The sequence below is a fragment of the Lentzea pudingi genome (assembly GCF_014646255.1).
Classification (GTDB): Bacteria; Actinomycetota; Actinomycetes; order Mycobacteriales; family Pseudonocardiaceae; genus Lentzea; species Lentzea pudingi.
The window spans coordinates 187,169-200,601 of the sequence record NZ_BMNC01000005.1 but is presented as its reverse complement, the minus strand read 5'-3'; the positions used below and the strand labels follow the sequence as shown (position 1 = coordinate 200,601).

Below are 13,433 nucleotides of genomic sequence, written 5' to 3'. Positions count from 1 at the left end.
GTCAGGCTACGGGGAACAGCAGAGCCGTCGCGATCGCCGCGATGCCCTCGTTCCGCCCTGTGAGACCGAGGCCGTCCGTGGTGGTGCCGGCGACCGAGACGGGCCCGCCGACGGCCTCCGAGAGCGTCTTCTGGGCCTCTTCGCGGCGCTTGCCGATGCGCGGCTGGTTGCCGATGACCTGCACTGTGGCGTTTCCCACACGGAAGCCGGCCTCCTCGACGAGGCGGCGCACCTCCGTGAGCAGGACCACGCCGTGCGCACCCGACCAGCGCGGGTCGGACGTGCCGAAGACAGCGCCCAGATCACCCAGGCCCGCCGCCGAGAGGAGCGCGTCGCACAGGGCGTGCGAGGCCACGTCGCCGTCGGAGTGACCGGCGCACCCGTCCACGCCCTCCCACAGCAGGCCGGCGACCCAGCACTCACGTCCTGCCTCGATCGGGTGGACGTCGACGCCCTGGCCGATCCTCACCGCTGGCCTCCGCTGAACAGTGCCGCCGCGACCGCGAGGTCGAACGGGGTGGTGATCTTCATGGCGTGGGGGTGGCCGGGAACCGTGTGCACCGCGACACCGTTCTTCTCCACGAGACCGGCGTCGTCAGTCGCGGCGATACCGGAGCTGTAGGCGGCTTTGAGAGTCTCTGCGCGGAAACCCTGCGGGGTCTGCACGACCCGCAGACCGGCTCGATCAGGTGTGGAGACGACCACTCCGGCCTCGTCCACCTGCTTGATCGTGTCGGCGACCGGGAGCACCGGGACGACGGCGTCGAACCCGTCGCGCACGGCGGCGACCACACCGGCGATGACCTCGGGAGGGGTGAAGGCACGAGCGGCGTCGTGGACCAGCACGATCGAGGTGTCCGGAATCACGCGGAGCGCGTGTTCGAGGGCGAGTCGCACCGAGTCGGAGCGCTGCGCTCCCCCTGAAAGCACGTGCACCGCCCCGCCGGCCGGGGCCAGCGAGGCGGTTGCGGTGTGCACTTGGTCCACATCGGACGGTGGAGCGGCGATGACGACGTGCTGGACGTGGCCCGATTCGAACAGGCCCCGCACGGCACGAGTCAACAGCGGTACACCGTTGACCGGCACGAGCGCCTTGGGCATCCCGTAGCCCAGACGCTCACCCCGCCCTGCCGCGGGCACGAGCGCGACAACACTCATGTTCGCGACAACATCCGATGCTCAGTTGTGGTTCTTCGAGAATTACGAGGCAGTGGCGAGAACTTCGTCGAGGAGAACCTCGGCCTTGTCCTCGTCGGTGCCCTCGGCCAGCGCCAGCTCGCTGACCAGTATCTGCCGCGCCTTCGCCAGCATCCGCTTCTCGCCCGCGGAAAGCCCGCGATCCTTTTCGCGCCGCCAGAGGTCGCGCACCACTTCCGCAACCTTGTTCACGTCGCCGGAGGCGAGCTTCTCAAGGTTGGCCTTGTACCGCCGAGACCAGTTGGTCGGCTCCTCGGTGTGGGGAGCACGCAAGACCTCGAAAACCTTGTCGAGCCCTTCCTGGCCGACAACGTCACGCACGCCTACGATTTCGGCGTTGTCAGCGGGAACCCGTACGGTGAGGTCGCCCTGCGCTACCTTCAGAACGAGGTACTTCTTTTCCTCGCCCTTGATCACGCGGGTCTCGATTGCTTCGATGAGAGCGGCACCGTGGTGCGGGTAGACGACGGTCTCTCCGACCTTGAAAACCATGTGTCCTCTGCCCCTTTCGATGCCTCCATCCTAACACGTCCGGCAACCCTCCGATCGCTGCTCGATGATCCGTTAGCGCTGGTCAGGGCCATGCGGGGGGTTGACAAACCACCTGTTCGCGTGCAAGGTACGTCTCATCGAAGATCGACTGGCAGCCAGTCGCGCCCTCGATTCGGGTCCCGGTTAGGCTCCTTGCCTGGTGGTTGTTCCCTAGGAAGGACGCTGGAGCCGTGAACTCAGGAGTGTCTCGCCGGATGATCGTGACGGCAGCGCTGGCCGCGGGCCTCGGCCTGGTGGCGGTCGGCTGCAGCGCCGGTCAGGTCACCCAGACCGACACCCAGGTCGCCGCCGTGGACGGTGCGAGCGGCAACGCTGGCCCGATCGCGGTGCGCAACGCCATGCTCGCCTTCCCGCCGGACGGCAACCGGTACCCCGACGGCGCTGATGTGCCGCTGACGTTCGTCATCGCGAACACGGGGTCCACCCCGGACAAGCTGCTGTCGATCAAGTCGGACGCGTCCGAGGCCGAGGCGGAGATCGTCGGTTCGAAGGAGATCCCGGCGCAGTTCGCGCTGCGGGCCGAGTACGACGCCTCGAAGGCCCCGGTGAAGTCCTCTTCGCCGTCGTCCTCTGCTGTCTCGTCCTCGTCGGTCGCGCCGACCTCGGGCGCCCCCTCGTCGAACGCGGGCACGCCGTCGTCCAGCGCGGGCACCCCGTCCTCGACGTCGGGCAACCCGTCGTCGTCCGGCGCCCCGTCGTCGAACGCGTCCTCGTCCGGTGCCCCGTCGACGACCGGCCGCCCGTCCTCCTCTGCTCCGGTGGCGGTCGACCCGGACCTCGAGGTGCTGCAGATCCGCTGCACGCTCAAGAAGCTGAACCGCGAGGTGGTGGCGGCCCAGACCGTCAAGATCACCTTCCTGTTCGAGAAGGCCGGCTCCCTGACGCTGGAGGTGCCCATGGCGCCGTCCGACCACAAGCGCACGAGCGAGAACCACGAGTCCGGCGGTCACTGAATTTTTGGTCGCTGCTCCGCAGACTCCGGCTCGTTCGCCGGGAAGTCGCGAGCTCGCAACGACGTGCGAAACGCCGCCTCCTGGCATCCAGGGGGCGGCGTTCGGCGTTGGGGGGTCCGGACTGTCGAGGGGTCAGGGCTTGAGCATCGGGGCGAACTTGTCGCGGTAGGCCCACGCGAGGCCGATCTCGGCGGCGACCACGAGCAGTGCCATCACCATGCCGCTCGGCTCCAGGAAGACGTGGAACAGGAAGATGTTCACGACCACCGGGGCGAGCAGGGCCAGCGCCAGCGGCACGAACCGGCCGATCACCAGCAGGACGCCGGCGAGCAGTTGGACGCCGGACGTCAGCTGCACCATGTAGCCGGTCGCGTAGAGGGCCGCGTTGAACGCCACGCCGTCGGCCGCCATGGTGCTGGGGTCCGGGGCGGGCATGAACATCAGGAAGCCGTTCAGGCCGGTCGTGGCGAACAGCAGGCCGGTCAGCACGCGGGTGACGACGGTGGCGTAGCGGCCGATGGCGAACTTGCGGGTCTGCGTCGCGGAAGCGGTTGCGGTGCTCACTGTGTCCTCCAGGTGTGTCGTGTCCTTCCACTGATGCGTCGAACGGGCCCCGCACCGGATCGACACAACGCCCCATAAAATCTCCGAAACTTCTGTGCGTGGCTGTGACCTGCGGCGATCGGAAGTGTCAGACCTGTCCTCTACCGTTCTGGTCGTGGCGAAGACAGCGCGGCCGATCTTCCGTTGTGCCGAGTGCGGGCACGAGGTGGCGAAGTGGTTCGGCCGCTGCCCCGAGTGCCAGGCCTGGGGCAGCATCGAGGAACGGGGCACAGCCTCGGTGACCCGTGTCGTGGCGGGAGCGCCGACCTCCAAGGCGAGGCCGATCGGCGAGGTCGACATCGAGTCGGCGCGGGCGCTCTCGACGGGCGTCAGCGAGTTCGACCGGGTGCTGGGCGGCGGCCTGGTGCCGGGTGCCGTAGTGCTGCTCGCCGGTGAGCCCGGCGTCGGCAAGTCGACGCTGCTGCTGGAGACGGCGCACCGGTGGGCGGAGGAGCACGGCCGCTGCCTCTACGTGACGGGCGAGGAGTCCGCGGGGCAGGTGCGGCTGCGCGCCGAGCGCACGGGGAACCTCCACGCCGAGATGTACCTGGCGGCCGAGAGCGAGCTCAGCGCGTTGCTCGGGCAGGTCGACCAGGTGAAGCCGTCGATGTTGATCGTCGACTCCATCCAGACCATGTCGACGGTGAGCGTCGAGGGCGTGCCCGGCGGCGTCACGCAGGTGCGGACCGTCGCATCAGGACTGATCGCGATGGCCAAGGAACGCGGCCTCCCGGTCGTCCTGGTGGGACACGTGACGAAGGACGGATCCGTTGCGGGGCCGAGGGTTCTGGAGCACCTGGTCGACGTGGTGCTGCAGTTCGAGGGCGACCGGCATTCCAGTCTGCGGCTGCTGCGAGGCATCAAGAACCGTTACGGCGCGGCGGACGAGGTGGGCTGCTTCGAGCTGCGCGACGACGGAATCGCGTGCGTGCCGGACCCGTCCGGCCTCTTCCTCACGCGCCGGGAGAAGGCCGTCGAGGGCACCTGCGTCACGGTGATCGTCGAGGGCAAGCGCCCGATGCTCGGCGAGGTGCAGGCGTTGGTGGCCAAGACGAACCTGCCCGCGCCCCGGCGCGCGGTCAGCGGCCTCGACTCGGCCAGGATCTCGATGGCCCTGGCCGTGCTGGAGAAGCGCGGCAAGGTCAACCTGTTCCAGAAGGACGTCTTCACCGCCACGGTCGGCGGCATGCGCCTGGTGGAGCCGGCCGCGGACCTCGCGGTGGTGCTGGCGGTGGCCTCGGCCGAACGGGAGATCGCACTGCCCGCCGACCTGGTGGTGCTGGGCGAGGTCGGCCTGGCCGGCGAGATCCGCCGCGTCAACGGCGTGGGCAAGCGCCTCAGCGAGGCCGCGCGGCTGGGGTTCAAGAAGGCCCTGGTGCCGCCGGACCACGGCCCGTTGCCGGACGGCGTGCGGGCGCTGGTGGCGAACGACCTGGTGTCGGCGCTCGAGGTGCTGGGCCTGAACCGGAAGCGCAGCAGTGGCAAGGGCGGCGAGGACAAGAGCGAGGATGACTGACCCGCTGCGCCGTGCGGCGGCGTTGATCCCCGCCGACGCGCGCAGCGACGCGGGGTGCACCTCCGCGGACGTGTTGGACTACCTCGACCACAACGAGCCGGAGGTGGCGCACGGCATCCTGGAGGACTTCGACGGCATCGCGTGGCAGACCGACGAGTTCTGGGACCTGCTGGCGGAGTCCGCGCGGCAGATGCGCCTGAGCACGGACTGGATCACCTGGCGCCGAGGGGAGACGAGGCACGGACTCCTCCGCGCCGAACTCGAACTGGCGACGGACGCCGCCCCGATCACCGCCGGGGAGAGGCAGGGGACGCGCTGGGACCTCGGGGACGGCGTGCTCCGGCTCGCGACGATGCGGATCGAGTCGATGCCGGTGCTGGAACCAGGCCGGAAGGCGGTCGTCCGGCTCAGGCCCGCGGACCCGTGGCCGCACCTCGCCGAGGGCGCCGTGATCGCGTTTCACGAACGCCAGCCCGTGGCGGGTGTGGCGACTGTGATCGAATTGGCCGGTGTTGGGGAGACACGACAGCGAGATCGGTGAGTTGTTGCGGTTCGCCGCGTCCTTGGTGCCCTCCGAGGTGCGCAGCGCGGACCTGCTCGACTACCTCGACCTCGAAGAGTGGGAGCTGGTGCTCCAGCTGCTGGGGGAGTCCGACGGCAACACCTGGCAGACACCGCGCTACTGGGCCCTGCTGGCCGAGGCGGCCACGCAGATGGACCAGGACGACGCCTGGTTCCAGTGGCGGTGCGTGGAGTCGATCCAAGGCGTGCTGCGGGTCGAGCTGACCACGGCCGTCACCGCGGAACCGCTGCGGGCCAGGGGAGAGCGCCCGTCGTGGGACGTCACGGGCAAGCACCAGCGGGTGGCCGCGCTGTGGATCGAGTCCAAGCCGGTGCTGGGGCCCGGCGAACGCGCCACGGCCCGGCTGAGGCCGTTCGTGCCGCCGGCGTGGGCGCACCTGATCCGGGGCGACACGATCACGTTGCTGGGCAGCTCACCGGGGACGGCGAAGATCATCGAAAAGATACCGCCGCGGCCCTGAACGCCGGACCCGCGACAACCGGGAACATGGCACCGCCGCGGCCCTGAACAGGACCGCGGCGGCAGCAGAACTACTAGATCACTGCGAGAGCAGCTGAGCACACCGGATCAGGCCCAGGTGCGAGTACGCCTGCGGGTGGTTGCCCAGCGAGCGCTCCGCGACCGGGTCGTACTCCTCTGGCAGCAGGCCGGTGGGACCGGCCGCGTCCACCATCTGGGCGAACAGTTCCTCGGCCTCGGTGCGCCTACCGGTCAGCAGGTACGCCTCGATCATCCAGGCGGCGCAGAGGTGGAAGCCGCCCTCGTCGCCCGGCAGGCCGTCGTCGCGGTGGTAGCGGTACACGGTGGAACCGGACCGCAGCTCCGCCTCGATGGCCGTCACCGTCGACTGGAAGCGCTCGTCGGCCGGGTCGATGAGGCCCGCCAGGCCCACGAACAGCGAGGCGGCGTCGAGGTCGTCGCCGTCGTAGGCCGTGGTGAAGGACTGGACCTCGTCGTTCCAGCCGTTCTTGAGCACGTCGGTGGCGATCGTGTCGCGCAGCGGCACCCACGACTGGTCCAACGAGCGGCCGAACTGCTCGCCGAGCTTGATCGCGCGGTCGATCGTCAGCCAGCACATGACCTTCGAGTACACGTGGTGGCGCGGCGCGTGCCGCTCCTCCCAGATGCCGTGGTCGGGCTCGTGCCAGCGCCGTGAGACGGCCTCGGCCATCGCCTGGACCATCGTCCAGTCGGCGTCCGACAAAGCACCCCGCGCCGTGGCCAGCTGGACCACGAGATCCACGACAGGGCCGAACACGTCGAGCTGCACCTGCTGGTTCGCGAGGTTGCCGACGCGCACGGGCCGTGAGCCCGCGTAGCCGGGCAGCGACTCGATGACGGCCTCGGCGCCCAGCTGGGTGCCGTGCAGCGTGTACAGCGGGTGCAGGCGCTCCGGGCCCGGGATGGTCTCCAGGACGCCGTGCAGCCACGCCAGGAAGCCGTCGGCCTCCGCGAACGAGCCGACCGACACGAGTGCGGCGGCGGTCATCGCGCCGTCGCGCAGCCAGCAGTAGCGGTAGTCCCAGTTCCGGACGCCGCCGAGCTCCTCGGGCAGTGACGTGGTGGCCGCCGCCATGATCGAGCCGGAGTCCTTGTGGACCAGGCCGCGCAGCGTCAGCGCCGAACGCAGCACCAGGTCGGTCTGCACCTTCGGCAGGTGCAGACCCGCGGCCCAGTCCGACCAGTAGCCCGCGGCGCGGTCACGGCGGACCGACTCGGCCTGTTCGTGCTCGGACAGGTCGTCCGTGCCGCAACGCAGCTCCAGCAACACCGGTGCACCCTCGCGAGGGCGCACCACGGCGCGTGCGGTCTCCTGCACGCCGTCCGAGGTGATCTCCCAGTCGACGCCGGGCGAACGCAGCACCATCGGGTCCGAGGTGCCGACGACGCGCAGGCCCTCGCGTTCGCGCAGCAGCCGCACCGGCACCTGGCCGAACTCGGGACGCGGCGCGAATGTGATCACCGCGTTGGTCGAGCCGGAGATGCGCCGGACGAGGTCCGTGCGGTGCGACGCTAGGTCGTGCTCCAGGTAGTCCGTCACCAGGAGGCGCGACCAGCGGGTCTCCACGATCATCGTGCCCGGCAGGTACCGCTGGCCCAGGGGCAGCGAACCGTGCTCCGGCTTGATCGAGAAGTGGCCGGCGGCCGGGCCGCCGAGCAGGTCCGCGAAGATCGCCGCGGAGTCCGGCTCGGGGTGGCACAACCAGTTGACCTTGGCGTCCGGCGTCACGAGAGCGACCGAACGCTCGTTCGCGAGCATCGTCAGGCGCTCGATCGGCACGGCCTGGTCGCCGTGCAGCCACGCGCGGCGCTCCTCGAGGAGGAACGCCAGCACCGTCGCCACGTCGGCGGGGTCGGACACGTAGTGCTGGGCCAGCGACTCGCCGGCACCCACGCGGATGCCGAGGTCCGGGCCGTGCAGGCGCTCGAACGCCTTCTCGTCCGTCACGTCGTCGCCCAGGAAGATCGCCGCGGTGGCGCCGACCTGGTGGCGCAGGATGTCGAGGGCGTGGCCCTTGTTGGTCTCGACGACGGCCAGCTCGATGACGGCCTTGCCCTCGGTGACCTGCACACCCTCCCAGGTGCACGGGCCGGAGCGCACGGCGTCGAGCACCGCCGCGCCGATGGCCTCGGTCGCCGCGCGGCGGACGTGCACGGCGATCGACGCGGGCTTGACCTCGAGGTGCACGCCCTCCTGGCCGTCGACGATCTCTTCGAGGTCGGCCTCGATGCGCCGCAGCAACGCCTTGGCGTCGCCGTCGAGCGCGTGCACGAAGCCGACGTCGAACTCGGAACCGTGCGAGCCCACCAGGTGGACCTCGCCCGGCAGGCGGGAAAGGGTGGCCAGGTCGCGCAGCGCACGGCCGGAGATCACTGCCGATGTGGTCTCGTGCAGCGACGCCAGTGAACGCAACGCGTTCACCGACTCCGGGAGCGGGCGGGCCGCCTCCGGATCGCTCACGATCGGCGCGAGTGTTCCGTCGTAGTCGCTGGCTACAAGTAGTCGCGGGGTCCGCGCGAGCTGGACGATCGCTCGGCGCAGTTCGGCGGGGAGGGCCTCGGCGGTCAACGCCCCTCCTGGAGCACTCGATGGGTCGGATAAAAACGGTCTGAAAGGATTCAGACCGAGGTCTGCGTGCCCAACGCCTCCAGGAACGACCTCGCCCAGCGGTCAACGTCGTGGGTGAGGACTTGGCGGCGCAGCGCGCGCATCCTACGGCGGCCTTCGGCGGGATCGATGTCGAGGGCGGCCTGCAGAGCGTTCTTGACACCGTCCAGGTCGTGGGGGTTCACCAGGAACGCGCTGGTCAGTTCTGCGGCAGCACCGGCGAACTCACTGAGCACCAGAGCTCCACCAAGATCATATCGGCAGGCCACGTACTCCTTGCACACGAGGTTCATTCCGTCCCGAACGGGTGTGACGACCATGACGTCCGCCGCGCTCATGAACGCGACGAGCTCCTCGCGGTTCACCGACTGGTGCAGGTAGTGCACGACGGGCTTGCCGACGCGGCCGAACTCGCCGTTGATCCGGCCGACGGACTGCTCGATGTCCTGGCGCATCGTCTTGTAGTGGTCGACCCGCTCGCGGCTGGGTGTCGCGAGCTGGATCATCGCGACGTCCTCCGGGTCCACGCGTCCGTCCGCGATCAGCTCGTACAGAGCGCGGATCCTGACGTCGATGCCCTTCGTGTAGTCGAGACGGTCCACTCCCAGCAGGATGCGCTTCGGGTTGCCGAGATCCTCTCGAATCTGCCTCGCGCGGGCCTGCGTGTCCTTGCGCCGGGCCACGGCGTCGAGGCCCGCGCTGTCGATCGAGATCGGGAACGCGCCGACGCGCACGGTGCGGTCGCCGACCTGCACGACACCCGGGCGGGTCCGGACGCCGACGGTGCCCCGGCTGGGCTCCAGGCCGACGAGGCGGCGGGCCAGCCAGAGGAAGTTCTGCGCGCCGCCGGGCCGGTGGAAGCCCACCAGGTCGGCGCCGAGGAGGCCGCGGATGATCTCCGTGCGCCACGGGAGCTGCATGAACAGCTCGACCGGCGGGAACGGGATGTGCAGGAAGAAGCCGATCTTGAGGTCGGGCCGCTGCTCGCGCAGCATCGCCGGGACGAGCTGCAGCTGGTAGTCCTGCACCCACACCGTCGCGCCCTGGGCGGCCACCTTCGCGGTCGCGTCGGCGAACCGCTGGTTGACCTTCACGTACGTGTTCCACCAGTGCCGGTGGAAGGCGGGCTGAGCCACGACGTCGTGGTAGAGCGGCCAGAGCGTGCCGTTGGAGAAGCCCTCGTAGTAGTCCTCGACCTCCTTGGCCGAGAGCTCGACGGGGTGCAGCAGCAGGCCGTCGTCCTCGAACGGCGCCACTTCCGTGTCGGACACTCCGGGCCAGCCGACCCAGGCGCCGCTGTGTGAGCGGAGGAACGGCTCGAGCGCGCTCACCAGCCCTCCCGGGCTGTGCTTCCAGCGCTCCGTCCCGTCAGGGAGGCGCTCCAGGTCAACCGGCAGCCGGTTGGCCACGACTACGAACTCTGCCCCGTTCTCGCCTATGTCCATGCTCACCCGAAAGACGCTAGTCGCTGCGCGTCCGGTCGGCGTGTCGTGTAACCCCCGTCACAGCGAGTTTCACTCCAAACGACGCTTCGAGGGTTTGAGCGGCCCGGACATGCGCGGACCTGCGAACTTGCGCTCCAGACGACCCAGTCCGGTGCGCACCGGCTGGGCCAGGTATTCGCCGAACACGACCCCTCCGGCCAGCGCGAGAGCAATGCCACTCGCGAACACGAGCGTGCTCAGACCGGCCGGATCGCCCTCGGCGGTGAGCTGGAACAGACCCCGGTAGGTGGTCCAGCCGGGCAGCAGCGGGACGACGCCCGCCTGCACGACGACGAGCGTCGGGATGCGCAGCCGGCGGGTCATCGTGGCGCCGCCGAACCCGGTGATCGCGGCGGCCACGGCGGAGCTCAGCAGCGCGTCGAGGCCGAGGCTCGTCATGAGGCCGTAGGCGGCCGTGCCGATCGCGCCGGAGATGGCGGCGGCGACGAGCGCGCGGGGCCGGGCGTAACAGGCGAGCGCGAAGAACGCGCTCGTCGCCGCACCGGCCGCGAACTGCATCGGCACCGCGGAGATCAGCGCGGGCAACGGGTCGCTGAGCCGGATGTCCAGTCCGAAGTGGACGGCCGCGCGGATCGCCAGCGCGACGCCCGCGATCAGACCGGCGCTGAGCAGCACGGTCTCGACGGTGCGGCCCGCGGCGGTGACGTTGTAGCCGGAGATCGCATCCTGCACGGTGCTGACGAGCGCGAGCCCGGACAGCAGCACGACGATCCCGACCGCGACCAGCAGGCTCGGCCGCACCTGCAGCAACCCGGTCGAGTAGATCGCGAGCGCCGCGCCCGTGCCGAGCGCGCCGCCGACGAACTGCTGGAAGAAGAACGGCAGGTTGCGCCGGTTGAGGATCCGGCCGACCCGGTCGACCGCGGCGGTGATGACCGCGGCGGTGAGCGCGAGCACCAGTCCGCCGCCCACGAGGAACGCGACCGCGGCGGCCATGCCACCCCACGCGACCGTCGCGACCCAACGCGGATACGGGTGCGCGGCGTTCGTGATGTCTTCGAGCCGTGCGTGCGCTTCCTCGATCGGCCCCAGATTGCGCACAAGGTGCTCGACGTCCGCGAGCCGCGTGTAGTCGAGACTGCGCTGGCGGACGACACGGATCGACGTGATCGGCAGCGCCTCTGTGCCGCGATGACACGACACGCTGATAGAGGTGTAGATCACGTCGACTTCCGTGTGCGGAAGTCCATAGCTCTCGGTGACCGAGAGAATCGTGGCTGTCACATCGGCCGCGCCGGCTCCGCTGGACATTTGGACCTCACCGATCTTCAGGGCGAGATCGAGTACCAGGTGAACCGTGGTGTCATCGGGCAGAGCAGGGCCGTGCAGGCTGTTCGTGGAAATCTCGTGCACCTCCGTCGTGTGATCGTGGCAGGCAGTTCGACTGTTGCTGTGTCGTCTGCCACCTCCGATCGGGCGACCCGAAAAGGAGGACATGATCACTGTCCGTTGGTTACCCTCCTGACCTGGTCAGGGCGGTCACTCCGACGCATTGATCCACTCGGTTGGTTGGTCTGACTCCTGTTGGAGCAATCCGATCACACTGAGAGCAGACCGTTCGCCGCAGGTAGCACCCGCAACGGGCGCTTACGATGTTCGCGAACACGCGCCGGCCGGCGTAGCTCAATTGGCAGAGCACTCGCCTTGTAAGCGAAAGGTTAGGGGTTCGATTCCCCTCGCCGGCTCTTTCGGAGAAGAGGGTTCGCCCAGGTGGGCGGACCCTCTTCTCATTTCAGCCGCACGGTCCGTCAGCTTTTGCGAACGAGTCCGGTAAAGCCCGCGACGCTCAGCGTGGCGAACGACCACCCGAGGATCTGCACCACCCAGCCTGCTCCGGTCGCCCACTGCCCGGCTGGACCGTTCGCCAGTTCGCATCTCGGTGTGCCACCGAGCTTCACCAGCGGGATCGCGAGATCCGCCGCAAGACTGATCCTGTTCACAGGTGAACACGCGTCGGCCGGGCGGTCTTTGGCCGGTGTCAGGCCGTTATAGGCGTTCGTTGTCCACACGAGACAGAGCGCCAGCAGGAACGTCACGAGTAGGCCAATCACCGCCCGCGACGGTCGGTAGCCGTAGCCGAGAGTGACGCCGAGGAACCAGTGCCACAGCTTGTTGCCGGGGTCGCCGTAGCGGCGGAGGTCCTTCTGCTGCGCGATCAGCACGCGCCGGGCGGTGTGCTCGTGGCCCGCGGCGCGGTGGACGGCGGCGAGTTGCTGGTACGGCTGGGCCTCGTAGTGGCGGGTGTGGTCGCTCAACATCCGCAGCCACACGTCGGTGCTGCGCGGCGGCTGCGGATAGGTCAGGCCGTCGAGCGTCGTGGTGAAGACGCCCGCGCCCATCAGCTCCGCCTCACCGAGGTCGAGCCTGTTGCCGACCTTCGTGCCGACCAGGCCGAGCTCGTAACCGGGGCCGTGGTTGACGAGCTTCGTCGCGTGCAGGGAGAGCTCGCCGTTCACCTTCGCGCCGGTGAGGTCCAGCGCGGAGAGCCTGCTGTCCGCCGAGATGACGGAGTCGGTGATCGTGACGCTCGCCCCGATCGCGGTCCGGTGCAGCACGACGGCTTGGCGGTCGTCGGCGCGCACGGTTCCCTGGACGATCAGCCCGGCGCCGACGTGCGTGTCGGTCATGCGGACGGCGTCCTCGCCGGAGGAGCGGGCGTCGAGCCCGAGCAGGCAGACCTCCTGGGCGAACTCGGCGCCGTCGAGCAGGAGCGCCGAACCCGATGCCGCCCGCAGCACCGTGTCCTGCAGCCGCAGCATGCGGCACGTGGCGTCGGTCAGCACCACGGCCGAGCCCTCGCCGCCCGACTTGACGAACGCGCGGACGAGCCTGATGTCCCCGCCGATCCTCGCGTTGTTGGCGTAGAACGCGAACCGGTCGTCGTTGACGATCACCGCGTTCCAGAGGTCCAGGTCGCCGCCGATCTCGCAGCCGTCGAGCCACATCCGGTGCGTGAACAACCGGTCGGCGCACATGGTCCTGGTGACGTGCAGTCCGGACGCGAACAACCGTCTCAACATGGCGTCGTCCAGCAGGAACGAACCGTCGATGCGCGCGTTCTCCAGGTCGACGGTCCCGGTGCAACGGGTGCGTTCCATCGTGAGGTAGCGGGTGCGCAGGTTCTCCGCGTTCATCTCGGGCAACGTCGACCCGTCGAGCGACAGCGCCGGCAGGTCGGCGTCGTGCAGTGAGAGCGGTTCCTCGAAGACGCAGTCGTCCAGCTGCAGTGCCGTCGAGGTGGTGATGAAGTCGAGGTTCAGCGCGCCGGTGACTCGCGCCCCTCGCACCCGCAGCCCGCGCGGATCCACGTCGCCCGACCGCACCAGATCCCGGATCGCCGTGGCCGGCACCACGTTGTTCCCACGCCGTGAGAGGTTGAGCACCTCACCCGCCTCAGCGGCGCGATTCATGTCCT

12 protein-coding genes and 1 tRNA gene are annotated in these 13,433 nt (G+C 69.4%); 5 read left to right on the top strand and 8 right to left on the bottom strand.

What is annotated here, in order from left to right; translation table 11 throughout:
- Position 1: 1 nt before the first annotated feature.
- From ispF to IEY88_RS19805, 3 genes are read right to left on the bottom strand one after another with little or no spacing between them, the layout of a single operon-like run.
- Entirely contained in the window at positions 2-469 is a 468-nt protein-coding gene (ispF, locus tag IEY88_RS19815) for a 2-C-methyl-D-erythritol 2,4-cyclodiphosphate synthase (RefSeq protein WP_189156269.1), read from the bottom strand.
- On the bottom strand, positions 466-1,158 hold the full coding sequence (gene ispD / locus IEY88_RS19810) for a 2-C-methyl-D-erythritol 4-phosphate cytidylyltransferase (RefSeq protein ID WP_189156268.1): 693 nt from the start codon (positions 1,156-1,158) through the stop codon (positions 466-468). The genes ispF and ispD overlap by 4 nt, the downstream gene beginning before the upstream one ends.
- Positions 1,159-1,200: 42 nt before the next feature.
- The gene (locus IEY88_RS19805; RefSeq protein WP_012782996.1) at positions 1,201-1,689 is read right to left on the bottom strand and encodes a CarD family transcriptional regulator; all 489 of its coding nucleotides are present in this window, start codon (positions 1,687-1,689) and stop codon (positions 1,201-1,203) included.
- 254 nt (positions 1,690-1,943) lie between these two features.
- Between IEY88_RS19805 and IEY88_RS19800 the strand changes: the two genes are divergently transcribed.
- A complete protein-coding gene (locus IEY88_RS19800) occupies positions 1,944-2,702 on the top strand; it encodes a hypothetical protein (protein ID WP_189156267.1) in 759 nt (252 codons plus the stop codon).
- A gap of 132 nt (positions 2,703-2,834) precedes the next feature.
- Here the strand turns inward: IEY88_RS19800 and IEY88_RS19795 are convergent, their stop codons facing one another.
- Positions 2,835-3,266: a DoxX family protein gene (locus IEY88_RS19795; protein ID WP_189156266.1), complete on the bottom strand. Its 432-nt coding sequence runs from the start codon at positions 3,264-3,266 to the stop codon at positions 2,835-2,837.
- A gap of 154 nt (positions 3,267-3,420) precedes the next feature.
- Here IEY88_RS19795 and radA point away from each other — a divergent pair, with 154 nt between their 5' ends.
- From radA to IEY88_RS19780, 3 genes are read left to right on the top strand one after another with little or no spacing between them, the layout of a single operon-like run.
- Positions 3,421-4,821, top strand: a complete 1,401-nt coding sequence (radA, locus tag IEY88_RS19790) for a DNA repair protein RadA (protein WP_189156265.1) — start codon at positions 3,421-3,423, stop codon at positions 4,819-4,821.
- Entirely contained in the window at positions 4,814-5,362 is a 549-nt protein-coding gene (locus tag IEY88_RS19785) for a hypothetical protein (protein ID WP_189156264.1), read from the top strand. Before radA ends, IEY88_RS19785 begins: the two co-directional genes overlap by 8 nt.
- Positions 5,331-5,864 carry a hypothetical protein gene (locus IEY88_RS19780; protein ID WP_189156263.1) on the top strand — a complete coding sequence of 178 codons (534 nt, stop codon included), beginning with the start codon at positions 5,331-5,333 and terminating at the stop codon, positions 5,862-5,864. Before IEY88_RS19785 ends, IEY88_RS19780 begins: the two co-directional genes overlap by 32 nt.
- A gap of 78 nt (positions 5,865-5,942) precedes the next feature.
- Here the strand turns inward: IEY88_RS19780 and otsB are convergent, their stop codons facing one another.
- The 3 genes from otsB to IEY88_RS19765 all read right to left on the bottom strand — a co-directional run bounded on the left by otsB (position 5,943) and on the right by IEY88_RS19765 (position 11,371).
- Positions 5,943-8,474: a trehalose-phosphatase gene (gene otsB, locus IEY88_RS19775; protein WP_189156262.1), complete on the bottom strand. Its 2,532-nt coding sequence runs from the start codon at positions 8,472-8,474 to the stop codon at positions 5,943-5,945.
- A 50-nt stretch (positions 8,475-8,524) separates the two neighbouring features.
- A complete protein-coding gene (locus IEY88_RS19770) occupies positions 8,525-9,958 on the bottom strand; it encodes an alpha,alpha-trehalose-phosphate synthase (UDP-forming) (protein ID WP_189156640.1) in 1,434 nt (477 codons plus the stop codon).
- 69 nt (positions 9,959-10,027) lie between these two features.
- The gene (locus IEY88_RS19765; RefSeq protein ID WP_229693563.1) at positions 10,028-11,371 is read right to left on the bottom strand and encodes a threonine/serine exporter family protein; all 1,344 of its coding nucleotides are present in this window, start codon (positions 11,369-11,371) and stop codon (positions 10,028-10,030) included.
- Positions 11,372-11,630: 259 nt separating this feature from the next.
- Between IEY88_RS19765 and IEY88_RS19760 the strand changes: the two genes are divergently transcribed.
- A tRNA-Thr gene (locus tag IEY88_RS19760) sits at positions 11,631-11,703 on the top strand.
- Between the two features lie 63 nt (positions 11,704-11,766).
- Here the strand turns inward: IEY88_RS19760 and IEY88_RS19755 are convergent.
- Positions 11,767-13,428 (bottom strand): hypothetical protein, encoded by a 1,662-nt coding sequence (locus tag IEY88_RS19755; RefSeq protein WP_189156260.1) that lies wholly within the window; start codon positions 13,426-13,428, stop codon positions 11,767-11,769.
- Positions 13,429-13,433: the final 5 nt, after the last annotated feature.

What these genes read in the sequence shown, in the direction of transcription:
- IEY88_RS19770 (WP_189156640.1), bottom strand. Translation starts at nt 9,958, where the DNA reads ATGGACATAGGCGAGAACGGGGCAGAGTTCGTAGTCGTGGCCAACCGG.
- ispD (WP_189156268.1), bottom strand. Translation starts at nt 1,158, where the DNA reads ATGAGTGTTGTCGCGCTCGTGCCCGCGGCAGGGCGGGGTGAGCGTCTG.
- IEY88_RS19805 (WP_012782996.1), bottom strand. Translation starts at nt 1,689, where the DNA reads ATGGTTTTCAAGGTCGGAGAGACCGTCGTCTACCCGCACCACGGTGCC.
- IEY88_RS19785 (WP_189156264.1), top strand. Translation starts at nt 4,814, where the DNA reads ATGACTGACCCGCTGCGCCGTGCGGCGGCGTTGATCCCCGCCGACGCG.
- IEY88_RS19755 (WP_189156260.1), bottom strand. Translation starts at nt 13,428, where the DNA reads ATGAATCGCGCCGCTGAGGCGGGTGAGGTGCTCAACCTCTCACGGCGT.
- IEY88_RS19800 (WP_189156267.1), top strand. Translation starts at nt 1,944, where the DNA reads ATGATCGTGACGGCAGCGCTGGCCGCGGGCCTCGGCCTGGTGGCGGTC.